Source organism: Chryseobacterium sp. c4a, assembly GCF_009900745.1.
Classification (GTDB): domain Bacteria; phylum Bacteroidota; class Bacteroidia; order Flavobacteriales; family Weeksellaceae; genus Chryseobacterium.
Genome location: NZ_WXVU01000010.1, coordinates 68,883 through 87,947, shown reverse-complemented (window position 1 = coordinate 87,947; position 19,065 = coordinate 68,883). Strand labels below are relative to the sequence as shown.

Genomic DNA, 19,065 nt, shown 5'->3' with positions numbered 1-19,065 from the left:
AGCATTTTTGTAGGAAAAATGTATTAAAGCTTGTGATTTTCCCATTTAGATCCCGCGGTTTATCAAAATCATTTTAGTAGTCTTATTTCTGTATTCTTTAAGATTACTATATTTGCATTAAGTAGTCTTTTTATAATGAAATGTATTAATTTTATTTATGCATTACAAGTTTGATTTTGAATAGTTTAATATGATAATATGAAAAGTAAGAGTTTAATTAATAAAGAAATTGATGATTTTTATTCGAAAACTTCTGAAGAAACTAGGCTTCAGATAGGACTTGGACCGCTCGAGTTCGAAAGAAACAAAAATCTAATTAGTCGATTTATTTCTCAAAAGCCATCTATTGTTTTGGATGTTGGCGGCGGACCTGGTATCTACTCGGAGTGGATGGCAAAAAATGGACATTCGGTTTATTTAGTAGAGCCTGTATTAAAGCATATTCGGCAAGCTCAAAAAAGAGCCAAAAAAGCGAAGTTTGAATGCATTCAAGGCGAGGCGGGAAACTTAAAATTTGAAAATAATTTTGCTGATATAGTTATTTTGCATGGGCCATTGTATCATCTTCAAGATGAAAAGAAGCGCAATGACTGTTTAAAAGAAGCTAGGCGTGTATTGAAACCTGGGGGGATTCTTCTTGGATTTGCAATAAACTACACAGCCTCGACCATTGCTGCCTTAATACAAGGAGTGATTGGACATGACGAGTTTTTCAGCATGTGCCGAGAAGAGTTAACCAGTGGTATTCACGATGCTCCTAAAAATATACCAGGAATGCTACCTCATGGTTACTATTATAAACAAGAGGATTTGATAAAAGAAGTAAAAGAATGCAGTTTTGAATTTTTGGATATTTTTGCCGTTGAAGGTTTTATCTGGTTAGATAAAAATTATTTCGAATCTCAGGCGAATCCTTCAAAACGAAAAATTCTAATGGAGCTACTTAAACTAACGGAGAACGATAAAAATCTTATTTCCTTTAGTCCCCATATGATGATTGCTGCCAAAAAATAGATTTAATGTAAATCATCATATTGTTGATAGATATAAATTCCCAATTTTGAAATGATACATGAACAGTTATTCACAAACCTTGAAATACAACATTTTGTAGAAAAAGTTGTATTGCTGTTAGAAAATTGTTTTAAGATATAATGATAAGACGACAACCGCTTTGTTTTTAAATTTTAAGTTTTAAATAATATGAAAACAGTCCTTATTACAGGAACATGTAGAGGAATTGGGCTTGAAGCAGCCTTAAAGTTCAGCCGAGGAGGATATAAAGTATTTGCTACCATGCTCAACCTTGAATCAGCTTCAGCGTTGAAGAAAAAGATTGATGATGAATCTTTGGATGTAACCATTTTAGAAATGGATGTTGATTCCGATGTTTCCGTTAAGCAATGTATGAACTCCGTTATTAAGCAGTGTGGTTCGCTGGATGTTCTTGTTAATAATGCTGGAATTGAGCGACATGGATCAATTGAAGAATTGGAAATTGCCGATTTTCAAGCAATAATGAATACGAATTATTTGGGAGTATTACGGTGTATTAAAGCCGTATTGCCCCAAATGAGGAAAAGCAAGAAGGGCAATATCATAAACATTTCATCTGTGGCGGGTCGTATGGCGAATAGTCCATTAGGAGCCTATGGAGCAAGCAAGCATGCTTTGGAAGCTATTAGCGAAGTTTTAGCACAAGAGCTAAACCCCTTTAATGTTAAGGTCTCGATTATTGAACCCGGTATTATTGATACGCAAATGGCTCGCAATCTGACTATACATAAAGAGTCCATTTATCCACATTCGAAACGTGTTTCGATATTTTACAACGAATCACTAAAAAAACCAACGCCTCCCTGTCTTGTAGCAGATAAGATTTTTGAAGTTGCTGAGAGTGACGATTGGAAATTAAGACATCCGGTAGGTGACGAAGTAGAACAGTCTATTTCCTGGCGGAATGCTATGAGTGATGAGCAATGGGTAGAATGGAATGCCATTGACGATGAAGGCTGGTACAAGAGGATGGAAGTATATTTTGGAGCCAATGCAATGAAGCAAGATAAGTAACGATTTAATTTCGTTGGTTTTATACAAGCACAATGCACTCAGACTATAAATGAGCAATAACTAAAACCGAATAGCCATATTATTATAGCATACGATTCGTTTTTTAGAACTTTTTTAAGTCTTTCTTCTAACGGAAAAGACATCGCATGAAAATAATAGCGCTCTCTGTAAAAAATGGTATTTCTAAAGCCATATATACTGAATTTATCCAGTTAATTACAGCGGAAAAGAAAGAATCCTTGACCAATTTTCTTTTTAAACGAGATGCTGAACGGACATTGATTGCTGAATTATTGGTTAGATTAGTAGTTATTGAAAATTTCGGAATTAAAAACCCAGACATCCAATTTGGTTATGGGGTATTTAGAAAGCCATTCATCATAGGGCTACCCGATTTTCATTTTAATTTATCACATTCCGGAGATTGGGTAATTTGTGCTTACGGCAATGAGGAGATTGGCATTGATGTGGAGTTAATTAACGATAAGTCAGAAAGCTTTATTGAATATTGCTTTTCCAATAACGAATATCAAAAATATCTGGATAGCAATGAATCGGATCGGTTGCTTTTTTTCTATAAAATTTGGACCTTGAAAGAAAGTTATTTGAAGCTTACTGGCAAGGGGTTTTATCATGATTTAAAACTGAAAGATATCTCTTTTATATCAAATAGTTTTGAATTTCAGTTACATAATAATTTTGAAAATGTGAACGTTTTTTCAAAAACACTCTTGTTCAATGAGTACTACACTTTGGGGGTTTCTTCTTATTCAGAAATTAAAATCGATATCTGGGAAGTTATTGATTTAGAAGAGCTTTATAGTCGGATAGTATAAATCGTAAAGATTCCCAGAGATACTAAGTAATACCTTTGAGCCTGAAGGTATATTGCCCCAATACTCAATTCGATATAGGTAATGCTATCGTGATGGTTATTTCATTGCTTTTGGGTTACTGAAAACTAAATAAAATTCAAAAATAAGTTGTCTGTGTAGTTTATAAATCTAAGCTAAATAAAATGGAAGAATATTTTATAGAGGAGTATAATCCTTTGGAAAAAGATAATTTTTGGTTGTATTTGAAAAATAATAAAACAAAACTAAGCCATTTAGTGGTTGAGGATGTTTTTTTTAATGGTTTAAATCTTCAAAAAGTAGAGTCATCTGATGGTTCTGTCGTCTTGTTAGAATATAAAAACGGGTTGAGTACGCATGTCATTAAAAAGAAAGCCGGTAAAATGGTTTATAATCCCCCCTTAACTCTTTCGCCCAAGGTAGTAGCAATAGGGGGAGTATATGGTTACACCTCAAAAGTGATATTTTCTATTTTCAATCTCAATTTTAATTTCGGTGAGATAAATGGAAGTAGTACATTACTTGGTTTCGAAGATGTAGAAGTGCCCGCCGGTACTTTTAAACAATGTCTAAAGATAAAATCAACAGCCAGTAAAAAGGGCTTGTTCCCAATCAATCACAGCTTAATAATTTGGTTTGCTAAAGGAGTAGGTGAAGTGAAATGCGAGTTCAGCACAAAAATCGCCGGTGTGAATACCCATGTTAAGAAAGAACTATTAGAGGCAGTAGTTGCTGGAAAGAAGTTCCCGCTTATTTAATTGATGCCGCTACTAAATACGTGTAAATAGTTTCTGTTTCTACTGGAACTAGTTTGCTAGCTGAAAATTCTGCTTGTTGGTATATCGTGTATTATTACTGCCAATAAGGAATTTGAACTGTTTTGATAGGTATACACGGCTGTCCGCTTTTGAATAAAGGTTAATAATTGATATAGTTAATTTAAAAATAGTATGGAAACAAACAATGAAGAAAAAGGTAAATGTCCATTTGGAAAAGATGTTCAGGTACCCAAAGTTGATTTCACTAATCCCGAATTTATACAGAACCCTTTTCCTGTTTATGCTTATATGCGAGAAAGATCACCGATTAAAAAGGTCAGTTTTGGGAACGGTCAAGCCTTTTGGATGGTAACTAAATATGAGGATGCCATACAAATATTTAGGAATCCGATTTTTGTTAAAGACATACGTAAAGTAACGCCGCAAGAAGGCAAGGAGTCTGCAATGAACAGTAGCATGCTGTTCAGTCACCATTTACTTAACATGGATCCACCTGAACATACAAAAATGAAACGGCTGATTCAAAAAGCATTTACTCCTAAACTAGTGGAAAAGATGCGGCCTCAGATTCAGAAGATGGCCAATGATCTGATCGATGTTAAGGTAGCTACCGCTAATAGCATGGATATTATCAGTGAATATGCCTTACCCTTACCAATAAGCATAATTTCGGAATTATTAGGGATACCTTCGAAAGATAAGGAGTTGTTCAGACGATGGGCAAATATTATATTGAATATTGATTCAAACGTTTCAGCAGAAGAACGCATGGCACTAATTCCAAGTGCTATTCAGGGCTTTACAGAATATCTTCATCAAATTTTAGATGAACGACGTAAGCAGCCAAAAGAAGATCTGATAACGGCCTTGTTACAGGCGCAAGAAGAAGACGAAAACCTAAACGAACAGGAATTATTGTCGACTATCTTTTTGCTATTTGCTGCGGGATATGAGACCTCTGTGAATCTGATCGGAAATGGAATTTTGTTGCTTATTGAAAATCCTAGCCAATTAGATAAGTTACGACAAAATCCTACTTTAATTCACAGCGCTATTGAGGAAATGCTTAGAAAAGATCCCCCTGTATTATTGGCGAGCGAACGATATCCAATAGAAGACACAGAAATAAATGGTACATTAATTCCTAAAGGGGAGCTTGTGCTGATTTGTATTGGTTCTGCAAATCACGACGAATGTAAATTTATGGAGCCTGATAAATTTGACATTGAAAGAAAGGATAATAAACATTTATCGTTCGGAAGTGGAATTCATTTTTGTACAGGTGCATCGCTTGGTAAAGTTGAGGCAGAAATAGCCATTTGTACTCTTTTGGAACGCTTTCCCCATTTCTCCTTAGCTGAAAATACAGTGTTAAAATTTAAAATGAATAGTATCATGCGTGGTTTGGAGAAACTACCAATAGTGTTTACTACAGCCGATCATTCAGTTTTAGAAGTTTAGGTTATCCTCCTTTGGAATAACAGGGATATTTAACAAATAACTTACCATAAATTGTCATATTAAATATTTAATAAAGTACTTTGTGTATTGAGGAAAAGATAGTACTGCTGCAAATAAAATGAATATGGCATTTAATAGGAAATATGATCGGATGAATACAATCACATATGTTTTTAGAATGTCGTTCGGTTCCATCGTCAATTATTCTTATATAATTCAATTCAAGGGAACCAAGGAGATACTTCTAATCGACCCTTCCTGGGAAATTAGTGTGCTGAAAGATTTTGTACAGTCTCATAATTTTGAAGTTGAAGGAATTTTGCTCACGCATTCGCACTTTGATCATACAAATCTGGCTGATGAATTAGCGAAATTCTACAATTGTAGCATTTACATCACAGCTGTTGAAGCACAAACCTATAATTTTACTTGCAGTAACCTTATTTATATCCATACAGAAGATGAGCTGGCAATTGGAAGTTTTCTGGTTAAACCCGTTTTTTCTCCAGGGCACACGAAAGGCAGTTGTTGTTACTTAATAGATCATTCCTTCTTTTCGGGAGATACTTTGTTTATTGAAGGGTGTGGAATTTGTACCGAAAGAGGAGCAGATCCGGTAGAAATGTATTTCAGTCTTCGGAAGATTAAGTTAATGTTGCATGCAAACGATAGGATATACCCGGGGCATAGATTTAAAAAGGAGGTAGGTTTACTTTTTTCGGAAGTGTTAAAAAACAACATCTATTTGCAAATTGACGATTTAAAATACTTTGTGGATTTTAGAATGAGACCGAATCAACCTGGACTTTTTAATTTTTCTTGACTTTAAATTGAAAACTTCGTAGTAAATACTGAAAATTCTTAACATTTTCACTGTTATTAATAAGACGATTTATTTTATTATTTGTCAAAATAGGTGTACTATTTTCAGGTTATTCCGCATTATTCTTTTATTCGAACATGATTTTCTGATTAGTGTGTTCAGAAGTTTGTTTTTGTTTGTCGGGATTTCTGAATTCAGATGAATGAATCTATGGTTTGTAATTACTTTAATGTTAAAAACATCCAATAAATAATCAATTAGTTGTTGCTTTTTTGCGTGAATTAAATTGGATTTTCAATCTAAAGAGTGAAGGCTAGGATTGCAAATCCTGGCCAACAAAGAACCCTTTAAGTAAGTTTTTGCCTCATGTCCGGAAGGCGTAAAGCAATCTAATATGCGAGGTAAAATGGTTCGTTTCAAAGCAGGTAATATAGATTCGGACGTGCCTCCTTGCAATGATGAAGTATATCTTAATTTTTCCTTTTCAAGTTCAATCAATATGCTAGTGATGCGATGAATAATGAAATAGTATTTATGTATTCAGGTCAGGGTTCGCAATATTATCATGCAGCGAGCGACTTGTTTGTTGAAAATCAGGCCTTCAAAAAATGTATGCTGCAACTAGACACAATGGCGCAGGATTATGGTATACCATCGGTTGTAAAAGAATTGTATAATCCGCAGAAGAAGATAAGTGATCCATTTGATAAACTTCAAATTACGCATCCTGCAATTTTTATGCTGGGCTATTCAATGACCCAAGTTTTAATCGAGAAGGGAATCGAGGCCAATTATTATTTAGGATCAAGTTTAGGTGAATACATCGCATTGGTAACATCAGGACGGTGTTCGGAAGATAAAATGCTGCACATGTTGATCGAAACCGCGAATTTAATTGAAAAAGAAAAGTTGGAAGGCGCTATGCTGGCAGTATTGGATAAGCGAAGCTTATTTGATGAAGAGCCAAGCATATTTGAGGATTGCGAATTTGCTGCTGAAAGTTTTGAAAATCACTTTGTAGTTTCAGGTGATAGGAAGGCTATTTTGAAGCTCGAAAAGGAACTACAGATAAGAGGGAAAAATTTCCATCGTCTTCCAGTAAATACAGCATTTCATTCATCGTTAATCGATCGTTTTGAACAGTCGATAAAAAAACTGTTAAACCAAATACCTCTCAATAATAGTAACAATGTACTTGTTTCATGCGCACATAAAACAATCAATCCAAAAGTGACTGTGGATTATCTCTGGGATATTGTGAGACGTCCGATTTGTTTTAAGAAAACAGTGACGATGCTGGAGGAAATAGGTAGTTATACGTACATAGATCTGGGCGCAAGTGGTACCCTATCTAGTTTTGTAAGCAATTGTTTAAGCAAGCAATCTCTTTCCAAAAATTACACAACCATTACTCATTTCGGAGAAAATCAAAATAAGATTGATAATCTGATTCATAAGTTGTCGCACACAAAAAAGCAATACACTACGAACTCAATAAAAAGTAAAACAATGAAAGCGTTTATTTTTCCTGGGCAAGGATCCCAGAAGGTTGGAATGGGAAAGGGGCTTTTTGAAGAATTTCCAGATATTATGGAGAAAGCCGATGAAATATTAGGTTATTCAATTAAAGAATTATGTCTGGTTGATCCGCATGGAGAACTTGTTCAAACGCAAAACGCACAAGTGGCTTTATTTGTGGTTAATACTATGCACTACTATAAACAATTGAATAAAACTCAGCCTCCTCATTTTCTTGCTGGACATAGTCTGGGAGAGTTTAATGCCTTACTTGCAGCAGGGGCTTTTGACTTTAATACCGGTTTAAAATTGGTGAAGAAGAGGGGAGAGCTTATGGCCAAAGCAAATGGTGGAGGAATGGCCGCTGTTATTGGTTTAAATAAAGAGGGGGTTGTTAAGGTACTAAAGGATAATGATTTACTTACATTGGATGTTGCCAATTACAATACGCCATCTCAAATTGTTATATCAGGGCCTAAAGCTGATGTATTGGCAGCCAAGCCAGTTTTTGAAAAATCAGGAGCTAGTTTATACATACCTCTTGCCGTTAGTGGGGCATTTCATTCTAGATATATGAAAGATAGTGCAGATGAATTTGGGCAGTTTTTGAACAAATTTCAATTCAACGATTTAAGCATTCCGGTAATATCGAATGTAACGGCTAGGTTGTATGAGGCGGACAAAATAAAGGAGTCATTGGAGCGTCAAATGGTTAGCTCTGTAAAATGGCAGGAATCTATCCAATATTTAATGGGAAAAGGGGTGGAAGAGTTTAATCAGGTCGATGGAGGTACGGTTCTTATGGACATGGTTAAAAAAATAAGGGTAGAGGCGGAAGTATTACTAATTGAAGAGAGTCGAGAGAATTCGGAACAAAAGGAAGTGCCAATAGTTCTGCCAAAATCAGACATCGATTTTCCTGAAAAACTTAATCCGACAGCTGCTGGGAAAACAATAATAAAAGCTATGGAGCTGGGTTCGGAATCTTATAGGAAGGCTTACCAAGTAAAATATGCGTATGCTTCCGGGGCAATGCATCATGGCATTTCATCCCCAAAAATGATTGTTCGCATGAATAAGGCAGGGATGATGAGTTATTATGCAACTTCAGGCCTTTCATTAAAAAAAATAGAAGAAGATATTTTAAAAATCAGGCAAGAATTGCAAGGGAGTGAATCTTTTGGGGTTAATATAGAATATGACCTCAATAAGCCTGATTTTGAAAAAGAGTGCCTTAGTTTATTACAGGCAAAAAAAGTTAAGAATATAGAGATTGCAAACTATTTTCAACCTACTGAAGCAATTGTAAGCTTTCGTGCGCAAGGATTGAAAAGAGATCATAGTGGTAAAATTGTTTCCGAGAATCGGATTCAGGTGAAAGTATCACGCTCTGAAATTGCAGAGCTGTTTTTGAGCCCGGCTTCGGATCAGCTTATACAATGTTTGTTAGAGGCTAACAAGATAACACCTCTTCAAGCCCAACTGCTTCAGTTTGTTCCTGTGGCTACTGATATATGTGTAGTGTCGGATGGAGGGGGAAATTCCGAAAATGCTGCATCGATCGTCCTACTTCCTTTGATGATTAGATTAAAGAAGCGATTGGCTGAAAAATACCATTACCAAGAAAATATCCACCTAGGTGCGGCTGGTGGTATAGGCACGCCAGAGGCTGCTGCCTGCTCGTTTTTTCAAGGAGCTGATTTTATTGTTACCGGCTCTATTAATCAATGTACTGTAGAAGCGCAAATTGGCGATACTGTTAAGGACATGATTGAAAAAATAGGGATTCACGATATGGCTTATGCTCCCTCTACCTATTTGTTTGAATTAGGATCTAAGGTACAGGTACTGAAAAAAGGGGTATTTTTTCCTGCCCGAGCGAATAAATTATTTGAGCTTTATAAGCAATGTAATTCTTTGGATGATCTTGATATTCAGTTGCGTAAAGAATTGGAGAATAAGTATTTCAAGAAATCGATAGAAGAGGTTATTTATGAATGCGAAAGAAAATGCAACAGCGAAGAGTTACAAAAAATAGCTGATCATCCTAAATTTAAAATGGCGATGGTATTTAAGTGGTATTTGGAGCAGGCTACCCAGGCAGCATTATCAGATAATGTTTCAAACAAAATTAATTACCAAGTGTATTGCGGTCCCTCGTTAGGAGCATTTAACGAATGGGTGAAAGGTACAGAACTTGAAAAATGGAATAATAGAAATGTAGATAATATAGGGATCCGTATTCTAGAAGCTGCAGCCGATTTTATAAATAAAAAATACTTCGGCTAAATCGATAGTACGCTCCTCAATCTTAAAGTAAAAACTATTGTTTTCTTGCGCATGACATGCGTTCTATTTGATCAATGTATCACTTGTTGAAAATCATCTTGTCAAAATTTATAAATAAGTTTGGTCATATAAAATGAAATCCGTATGGAAAATATTGTTAATCAAATCGGTAATACTAATGTGCCGAATGCACCTTGGACACTTTATGATGTCTCATTAAAACCATCTTTAAACCTTTCTGTTTTGAAAAATAATTCATTAAGCACTTTTCAGAAAGTAATGATGAAAACAGATGGGACCGTTACAGATCTTGTAGCCTTGTATACAGGAGATATAATTACAGTAAATGTACTCCGCCAGCAAAGAATAAGCGAAGTGCCCACCTTCCTTGATCTTTCTTCAGGAGATTCGGTACTGCGCAGGATTGTTTTATTGCAAGGCAAAGCGCATAATTATGTGTATGCTGAATCGCTGTTCGTGTTTAACCGATTATCGGATTATGTCCAACAAAAGCTTGTGGAAAGTGATTCGCCGATTGGACTCTTATGGAAGCAGGAGAAGTTTGAGTGTTATCGGGAAATATTGGATGTAACACTCGAACGGAATGATAGAGTTGCTAACTATTTTAATGAATCCAGCGACTCAGAGATATTGTCTAGGACCTATGCAATATACACGGGGAAGCGTATTTTGGGTATTATTACAGAGAAGTTTCCGATCTCAATCTTTAAATAAAGGAATATGAATGTTCAGGAAAATAATAAGATGTTTCTTTTAGATCATCTGCTTGAGGTCTGTAGAAAGAATAAGGAAAAGGAACTATTTCGTTTTGAAAGTAAAGAGGAAAGCGTAGTGCTGACCGGAGAAGACTTGCAAACGAAAATCCTAATAAGAGGAAGCCAATTGAAAAGCAGAATCTTACCTTCACAAAGAGCTATTCTCTGTTTACCTCAGGGCTCTGAATATTTACTTACTTTTTTAAGCTGCCTGTATGCAAATATAGTGGTCGTTCCTACACCAATACCCGAGTTATCTTCGCCCAAATTGATAATAGATAAACTTCAGTCGGTACTTTCAGATTCAGGAGCAACTACGATTCTTACCATTGGGGCATTTAAAGCACATTTTGCTTTGGAGGATGCCTTCCCGAATTGTCACATTATTTGTGTTGATAAATTGGGATATTCAGCGGTCGATATTCTAGTGGGTGAAGCGATTCAAGGTGACGATCTCGCTGTTTTACTCTATACATCTGGTTCGGTTTCAGTACCTAAAGGAGTAATGATTACCCATACTAATTTATTGACCCAAGCAAAAAATGGTGCAGAACAATGGGAGATGAATAATAAAAGTATCGTAGTATCTTGGATGCCTCAATTTCATAATTTTGGACTTTTTTTTAATTTACTCGCACCTTTATTGCAAGAAGCTACAAGTGTTGTTCTTTCCCCAGCTAGTTTTCTAAAAAAGCCGGAGATGTGGCTATCTAAATTGCATGAGCACCAAGCTACACATACAGCTGCACCTAATTTTGCTTTTGATTACCTATGTTCAAACGTTGATATCAGGTCTTTAACTTCATTTTCTCTTCATTCAATTACTAACATCGTTTGTGGAGGGGAACCCATTCGAAAGCAGACGTATGAGAATTTTGTTGGGAAATTTGAAGTTTTGGGTCTACGGAAAGACGTTTTTTGTCCGCATTACGGACTATCGGAAATAGGTTCGGTAACCACTTGGAAATCTGGAGCAGTCCCTCATTTTCTTTTATTAGACAGGTCCGCGTTCATTCAGAATGAAATAAAAATTATAGATGATGAACAAGACGGTAAAGCTGTAGTAAGTTGCGGACAACTGTTTGAAAAAAATCAGGTACGTATTGTCAATCCAAATTCTTTAATTCCCTGCAAGGATGGTGAAATGGGTGAGGTGTGGGTAAAATCATCCGCTGTTGCTGCCGGATATTTTGACCTGTTGAAAAATAATGATATCCGTTTTTTATCAACTTTAAATACAAGCGGAGAGGAAGGGTTTTTCAGAACGGGTGATTTAGGCTTTGTTGATCACGATAATTTATTTATATTGGGTAGAATTAAAGAGATTATCATTGTAAATGGTAAGAATTATCATCCTGTCGATATTGAATGCTGTATTCGAAGTAATTTTCCGAAATTAACTTTGCCGCTTACTGTTTTTTCAGAAGAGGTAGATACGTACGAAAGGATACACATTGTTCAGGAGATAAACGGAGTGCTCAGTGAAGAAGAATACTTAAAGGACAGTATTTCAATGGCCGAAGTTGTTTCCGAAAACCTCGGTTTACCTGTTTACGCAATTAACTGGGTTCAACCTGGAAGTATTCCCAAAACCAGCAGCGGTAAAATAAAGCGAATTGACTGTAAAAAGCTATATATAACTGGCAATTTATCCCTCGATTATCAATATATCCAATCGAGAGAAGGAAGGCTAAGAGATCCTACCCTCAGTCAAAATATTGAAGAAGAAAGTGTATTCAGTTTTCTGAAACATGAAATTTTCACAGATAATTTAGGAAGCTCGAAAGAGGCGATGTCCGATGAGTATATGCTTTCAATAGCAGGGTTTAATTCCATTGATTATGTTCGTTTTGCTGGGAAAATCGAGGAAAAATTTCAAATGGATTTTTCCCCGAGTCTGTTTTATAAATATCGGAATATTCACGAATTGGCTGCATACATTATGACCTTGGTGTCTGGTGTTTCTGCATCACATAAACCAGTTGAAGAGAACATAGATTACAGTACTTCTCAAAAAGGGAATGTTGCCATAATTGGAATGAGTTTTAATTTCCCGAATGAAGTTAGCAATGAGGATCAGCTTTGGGATATTTTAATGAATGGCAAATCTACCCTGAGTGATATTCCAAGGGATAGAGATGAATTTTATAAAGGAATTGGAAAGGATGAATCTTTTCCAAAGTTCGGTGGTTTTTTAAATAATATTTCTCATTTTGATGCTAATTTTTTTGGTATTACACCTCTTGAAGCAGAGTGTATGGATCCACAGCAAAGAAAGACATTAGAATTGACTTGGAATGTAATTGAAAATGCAGGATACAATCCGAAAGATTTAGCAGGAAAGTCTGTGGGCGTATTTATAGGAGTCCATAATAACGATTATGCAGAGATTATTTCTTCGAATCCGAAATTGTCTAATGTGTATGGTGGCTATTTAGATTCCGGCTTACATGTTAGTATGATTGCGAACAGGGTTTCAAACTGGTTCGATTTTCAAGGACCAAGTGAATCAATCAACACGGCTTGCTCCAGTTCTTTAGTTGCTTTGCATCATGCTATTGCTGCTATGGAACGGGGCGAATGTAAAATAGCTATTGCAGGAGGTATAAACCTAATTTTATCGCCTCGAGTACATATAGCGAGCTATAAAGCGGGCATGCTAGCGCCTGATGGTCTTTGTAAAACCTTTGATGAAACTGCGAATGGTTTTGTTAGGTCTGAAGGTTTTGGGGCAGTTATGCTTAAACCATTGGCAAATGCCATTGCAGATCAAGATACTATTTATGGTGTAGTTAAAGGAGTAGCTATTAACCACGGGGGCCGATCAAATTCCTTGAGGGCTCCAAATTTAAATGCTCAAAAGCAATTAATCAAGAACGCTTATCAGCAATCGGGAATACCACTTGAAACCATCGGCTATATAGAAACACATGGTACTGGTACAGCATTAGGTGATCCTATAGAAGTGCAAGCTTTAAAAGAGGCCTTTAATGAAATTAATCCGCAACTTCGTCCATACACCTGTGGTTTAGGAACTATTAAAACGAATATAGGGCATTGTGAATCTGCGGCAGGTATTGCCGGTTTTATTAAGGTATTGCTCTCTATGCAGTATAAAAAGCTTCCCGGTATCTTGCATTTTAAGAAAATCAACCCTTTTATCAACCTAGAAGAAAGTCCCTTTTACGTTGTGGATGAAAATCAAGAATGGAAGACTAAGCGGGATATCGATGGAAAAGAACTGCCAAGGAGAGCAGGAATAAGTTCTTTTGGTTTTGGAGGAACCAACGTACATTTAATTGTAGAAGAATATCTTCAAACTAATTTTCAGCCGACAAAACCGATTTCTGGAGTTCTAGTTCCTTTATCGGCTAGAACACCTGAGGCATTATATCGGTTAGCGGAACAACTTTGCCGATTTTTAGCAAGACACCAAGAAGACGATCAACTATTCATACAAGATATTGCCTATACCCTTCAAGTTGGGCGAGAAGCTTTCTTAACACGAATAGCATTTGTAGTTAAGAGTAAAGAGGATCTTTTGATTCAATTAAAGGAGTACATCCGAACGAATAATCTTATCGATAAGTCGTTGATAACCAAAGTGAATAAATTAGGTGGTATTATTGATGATGAGGATTTTCGTGTTTTGTACGCCAAATGGAAGAAGGAAGGCCGAACAGATAAATTGGCTAATTTCTGGATAAATGGAGGATCCATCAATTGGCGAGATTTTTATTTAAATGGAGAATGTAGACGTATTCCCTTACCTGGCTATTCCTTTGCTGAGGAGCACTTTTGGGTACAAGAGGAGTTTAACTCGCTCAGCCAAATTGGAATTAATGATAGCCCTACTTCTTTTCATCATCCCTTACTGCATACGAATACGTCAAACTTAAATGAACAAAGTTTCTCTTCTTCTTTTACTGGTACTGAATTCTTTTTTTCGGATCATCAGATTAACGGAAAGGCAATTTTACCTGCGGCAGCTTACCTAGAAATGATTCATGCAGCTATACTTTCGGCGCAGGTTGAAGAAGAAAATCAGAATAAAGTGGTGGTCATAAAAAATATTTATTGGATGGATCCACTAATGGCCACTAATCAAGGTTGCCAATTACATATCGTTCTTCAGCAATCTCAGGATAAAACAATTGTCTTTGATATTTACTCACTTAATGATGCTAATGAGATAGAAAATATCTATGCACAAGGGACGGCTTTATTGGAGAATAAAACTGATTCGCTCGGATGTACGATATCGGAACTATGCAATGCATATCAATCAAATGAAATAGATGCAGAACAATATTACGCTTATTTTAAAACGAAGGGAATAGAATATGGTCCCTCATTTAGATGTATCAATAAGATGTATGTATGCCAAGAGCGGGTGTTAGCTGAATTAGTTTTGCCAAATTCTTTACTGAACACGCTCCATCAATATACTATACATCCCAGTATTTTAGATGCTGCACTTCATGCTTCCATTGGATTGATGGATTTGGATGAAGGGGATAAATTAAAAATTCCTTTTTCACTGGACGAGGCCGTCCTCCTGCAAAGATGTCAACAACGAATGTTTGCGCATGTTAAAAAAATCAAAGAAGATGAAAAATCGCTCTATGTTGATATTGATCTTCTTGATGAAAACGGTCTGCTATGTGTTCAATTGAAAAAGCTGATGCTTCGGAGTATAAGCGGACAATTGTTTCAGGAGTCTCAAAATCAAGAGAATGAATTGTTGCTGTTTGCAGCAGATTGGAAGGCTCAATCGCTTGTAACACCTGTAGCCACCAAAACATATACAAGAAAAATAGCAATCCTCTGCGAACCAGAATCAGACATGTTCAGAGAGTTAGAGGGATTAGCAGATAATCAAGATTTACTAGTGCTGAATTTTGGTGGTGAGAGTTTGGAAAATAGGTATATAGCGTATTCGGAAGAACTGATTATATACATTCAGAAAATGATTAAAGCGGGTGTAAATGGAGATGTGCTATTTCAATTGGTTGTCTCGAATAAAAAGGAAAAGCAACTTTTTAAAGCTTTAGGGGCCTTGTTGAAAACAGCTTGTATAGAAAATCCATCATTTTATGTGCAGACTTTATTGGTAGATGATTTTAAGACGATTTGCGAACAAGTATCAAATCATCCTAAACCAATAATTACAGAGGATATTGTAGGACAAAATGTTGTGTGCGAGTGGAATAAATTAGATGTTAAGAGGAATAATCTAATTCCTTGGAAAGAGGATGGCGTTTATTTAATTACTGGAGGAATTGGCAATTTAGGGAAGTTGACGGCCCAAGAAATAACCAAGACTGCGCCATTGGCGACCATAATCTTAACAGGAAGGTCTGATGAAAAATTTGCTGAGGAAAAGTTGTCGGCATATTGGAACACGGACGATATGCGTATATTTTATCGGAAAAGTGAAATCACAACAGAAGATGGTGCACAAAATTTGATTAATGGAATCATCGATGATTTTGGAAAATTAAATGGAGTTATACACACTGCGGGCATTAAACGGGATAATTTCATCTTGAAAAAAAGTGCCGAAGAGGTTAGAGAGGTACTTGAGCCTAAAGTTTCTGGCTTATTCTATCTAGATGGTGCTACCAAGTTATTAAACTTAGATTTTTTCATTTGCTTTTCTTCAATCGCCGGAAGTTTTGGAAATATTGGTCAGGCTGACTATGCGGCTGCCAACGCATTTATGGACGAGTATATGCACTACAGAAACCAATTGGTGTTAGTTAACCAACGTTTTGGCCACTCATTGTCTATTAACTGGCCCTTATGGAAAGATGGAGGTATGACATTGGATGCCCATGCGCAACAGTCAGTTTGGGAAACGATGGGTATGGCCCCTATGACAAGCTCTAATGGCTTTTCAGCGCTTTACCAGTGTATGGAAAATAAGCAGGAGCAGGTGCTTGTTATTGAGGGAACTAAAAAGCGGATACTCGATTATATATCAAAAATTAATCATCAGGATCGTTTTTATTCTTTGAGTAAAGATAATATTGAAACGGAAATGCTTAATTTGGATTTCCAGGATGATAAGCGGCTTGCAGAGCTGAAAAGAATCGTTGCTTCGGTAACAAGACTTTCTGTAGATCGGATAGATGTGGATGCTCCCATGGATAAATACGGAATAGATTCGGTAATGATCATTGAGCTGACTGTTCAGTTGGAAAAGATATTTGGACCACTATCTAAAACCTTATTTTTTGAGCACCAAAACCTACGATCACTAAACCATTATTTGAGGAAAAAAAATCCTCGTTATTGGTCGGAGAGTCCTCAGCAAAAGTACAATGCCATTCAAACACCAATTAATAATGGGAGGTCCTTATCCTTGCTTACCAAGCAGAAAGCAACACCAAACCAGACGCAAACGGTATCAAATGAAAAGAGTGAATTAAATTCTTCTTCGAAGGATTCAATTGCCGTTATTGGCCTTTCGGGTAAGTATGCAAATTCCGATAACATTATAGAGTTGTGGAATAACTTAAAATCTGGCAACAATTGCATCACTGAGGTTCCTGAGGATCGTTGGGATTGGAAAGCAAATTACAGTACGCAGAGAGGTAAGAAAGGGAGCATTTACACGAAGTGGGGAGGGTTTATAAAAGACATCGATAAATTTGATCCTCTTTTTTTTCGAGTATCACCCGTGGATGCCGAAAAAATGGATCCTCAAGAACGGCTGTTTATAGAACAATCATATGTTGCTATTGAAGATGCGGGCTACACAACAACCAATGTATCAAAAAATAGAAAAGTTGGTGTATTTGTGGGGGTAATGCACGGACTTTACTCCACAGAGCCTAGATATTGGTCTATTGCTAACCGTGTTTCGTATTTGTTTAATTTTCATGGGCCAAGTATGGCTGTTGATACGGCCTGCTCTTCTTCCCTTACCGCGATTCATCTAGCGATGGAAAGTTTAAGGTCAGGAGAGAGTGAATGTGCTATAGCAGGAGGAGTAAATCTAATTGTAGATCAAAAACATTTCGTCGGATTATCTGAAATGACAATGGTTTCATCATCAAACCAATGTAGGTCGTTTGGGGAACATGCAGATGGGTTTGTAGATGCCGAAGGTGTTGGGGTAGTGTTATTAAAGCCCTTGCAGAAGGCTATTGCCGATAAAGACCATATTTATGGTGTACTCAAGGCTAGTTCAATAAATTCTGGTGGTAAAACCAATGGTTATACGGTGCCTAATCCAGTTTTGCAGGCTGAACTTGTAGCTAACACACTAGAAAAGGCCAATATTGATGCCCGTTCAATAAGTTATGTGGAAGCACATGGTACCGGTACTGCATTAGGCGATCCGTTAGAGATAGCAGGTTTGACACGTGCTTTTGAAAAAGATACGTTAGAAAGGCAATATTGTGCTATAGGGTCTGTAAAGTCAAATATAGGCCATTGCGAAAGTGCTGCAGGAATTGCAGGACTCACTAAAGTACTTTTGCAAATGAAGTATAAGCAGTTAGTGCCTTCCCTCCATGCAGAAACGTTAAACCCGAATATCGATTTTAGTAATTCTCCTTTTCGTGTTCAACGTAATTTAGAGCGATGGGAACAAGCCCGATTAGAAATTAATGGACAAGAGACCACAATTCCGCGTCGAGCGGCACTATCTTCTTTTGGAGCAGGTGGTGCCAATGCCCACCTCATTATAGAGGAGTATGTTCCTAATAGCGATGACTCAAATTCTGATGAATGGATCTCTCCTTATGCAATTCTTTTATCAGCGAAAGATGCCGATAGACTGGATGAATTAGTGGTTCAGTTTTTACTGGCGGTTGATGAACAAGAGTTCAATGAATTGAGGCTTCCAGCTGTCGCCTATACGCTCCAAACGGGCAGGGAGCACATGGAAGAACGATTGGCATTTGTTGCATCCTCTTTCGAGGAGTTGAAAGAGACATTAGTTTGTTTTCTAGGCAATGAACCAAGTAAGCTGTTTCATGGGAATATTCGAACTAAAAAAGATACTCTTATTGAATCGCAAGTAGATGAGCGAACGGATAAACAAAATATTGACCAACTAATAGAAACACGAAATTATTCAAAACTATGTGAACTATGGGTAGAAGGCCTTGAAATAGATTGGAGTCAGTTATACACGAATCACAAACCTGTAAAAGTAAGTTTGCCAACATATCCATTTGCGCAGAATAGATATTGGGCGCATTCTCAAATAGGAATGTTTGAAATCGAATAGTTTTTTGTTAATCGGGATTTCCGAATCCAGATTAATGAACCAAGGATTTTTAGTCCTTTAAGTAAATTATTGCCTTATATCCTGCGGGCCATCATGGTTTAGTAGAAACCTTTTAAGGTCATATATTTGTGTAGGAGGTGTGAAGCAATCTTTCATGCGAGGTAAAAAGGTTTTGCTTCAAATTAGGAAAAACTGTTTCGTTATGCCTCCTTGCAATGACGAAGTATATTTAGAACACCATAAGATTTCG

9 protein-coding genes are annotated in these 19,065 nt (G+C 36.6%); all 9 read left to right on the top strand.

What is annotated here, in order from left to right; translation table 11 throughout:
* Positions 1-198: 198 nt before the first annotated feature.
* A complete protein-coding gene (locus tag GTR01_RS13895; protein WP_160138431.1) occupies positions 199-1,014 on the top strand; it encodes a class I SAM-dependent methyltransferase in 816 nt (271 codons plus the stop codon).
* Between the two features lie 189 nt (positions 1,015-1,203).
* A complete protein-coding gene (locus GTR01_RS13890; RefSeq protein ID WP_160138430.1) occupies positions 1,204-2,070 on the top strand; it encodes an SDR family oxidoreductase in 867 nt (288 codons plus the stop codon).
* 146 nt (positions 2,071-2,216) lie between these two features.
* A complete protein-coding gene (locus GTR01_RS13885; protein WP_160138429.1) occupies positions 2,217-2,906 on the top strand; it encodes a 4'-phosphopantetheinyl transferase family protein in 690 nt (229 codons plus the stop codon).
* A gap of 182 nt (positions 2,907-3,088) precedes the next feature.
* Positions 3,089-3,682, top strand: coding sequence for a hypothetical protein (locus GTR01_RS13880; RefSeq protein ID WP_160138428.1), 594 nt, complete (start codon positions 3,089-3,091; stop codon positions 3,680-3,682).
* A gap of 192 nt (positions 3,683-3,874) precedes the next feature.
* Positions 3,875-5,164: a cytochrome P450 family protein gene (locus GTR01_RS13875; protein WP_160138427.1), complete on the top strand. Its 1,290-nt coding sequence runs from the start codon at positions 3,875-3,877 to the stop codon at positions 5,162-5,164.
* 151 nt (positions 5,165-5,315) lie between these two features.
* Entirely contained in the window at positions 5,316-5,987 is a 672-nt protein-coding gene (locus GTR01_RS13870) for an MBL fold metallo-hydrolase (protein WP_160138426.1), read from the top strand.
* A 513-nt stretch (positions 5,988-6,500) separates the two neighbouring features.
* Positions 6,501-9,794, top strand: coding sequence for an ACP S-malonyltransferase (gene fabD / locus GTR01_RS13865; protein WP_160138425.1), 3,294 nt, complete (start codon positions 6,501-6,503; stop codon positions 9,792-9,794).
* Positions 9,795-9,938: 144 nt separating this feature from the next.
* A complete protein-coding gene (locus GTR01_RS13860) occupies positions 9,939-10,529 on the top strand; it encodes a chorismate pyruvate-lyase family protein (RefSeq protein WP_160138424.1) in 591 nt (196 codons plus the stop codon).
* 6 nt (positions 10,530-10,535) lie between these two features.
* Positions 10,536-18,815: an SDR family NAD(P)-dependent oxidoreductase gene (locus tag GTR01_RS13855; protein WP_160138423.1), complete on the top strand. Its 8,280-nt coding sequence runs from the start codon at positions 10,536-10,538 to the stop codon at positions 18,813-18,815.
* The last annotated feature ends 250 nt before the right edge of the window (positions 18,816-19,065 follow it).

What these genes read in the sequence shown, in the direction of transcription:
- GTR01_RS13895 (WP_160138431.1), top strand. Translation starts at nt 199, where the DNA reads ATGAAAAGTAAGAGTTTAATTAATAAAGAAATTGATGATTTTTATTCG.
- GTR01_RS13890 (WP_160138430.1), top strand. Translation starts at nt 1,204, where the DNA reads ATGAAAACAGTCCTTATTACAGGAACATGTAGAGGAATTGGGCTTGAA.
- GTR01_RS13885 (WP_160138429.1), top strand. Translation starts at nt 2,217, where the DNA reads ATGAAAATAATAGCGCTCTCTGTAAAAAATGGTATTTCTAAAGCCATA.
- GTR01_RS13880 (WP_160138428.1), top strand. Translation starts at nt 3,089, where the DNA reads ATGGAAGAATATTTTATAGAGGAGTATAATCCTTTGGAAAAAGATAAT.
- GTR01_RS13875 (WP_160138427.1), top strand. Translation starts at nt 3,875, where the DNA reads ATGGAAACAAACAATGAAGAAAAAGGTAAATGTCCATTTGGAAAAGAT.
- GTR01_RS13870 (WP_160138426.1), top strand. Translation starts at nt 5,316, where the DNA reads ATGAATACAATCACATATGTTTTTAGAATGTCGTTCGGTTCCATCGTC.
- fabD (WP_160138425.1), top strand. Translation starts at nt 6,501, where the DNA reads ATGAATAATGAAATAGTATTTATGTATTCAGGTCAGGGTTCGCAATAT.
- GTR01_RS13860 (WP_160138424.1), top strand. Translation starts at nt 9,939, where the DNA reads ATGGAAAATATTGTTAATCAAATCGGTAATACTAATGTGCCGAATGCA.
- GTR01_RS13855 (WP_160138423.1), top strand. Translation starts at nt 10,536, where the DNA reads ATGAATGTTCAGGAAAATAATAAGATGTTTCTTTTAGATCATCTGCTT.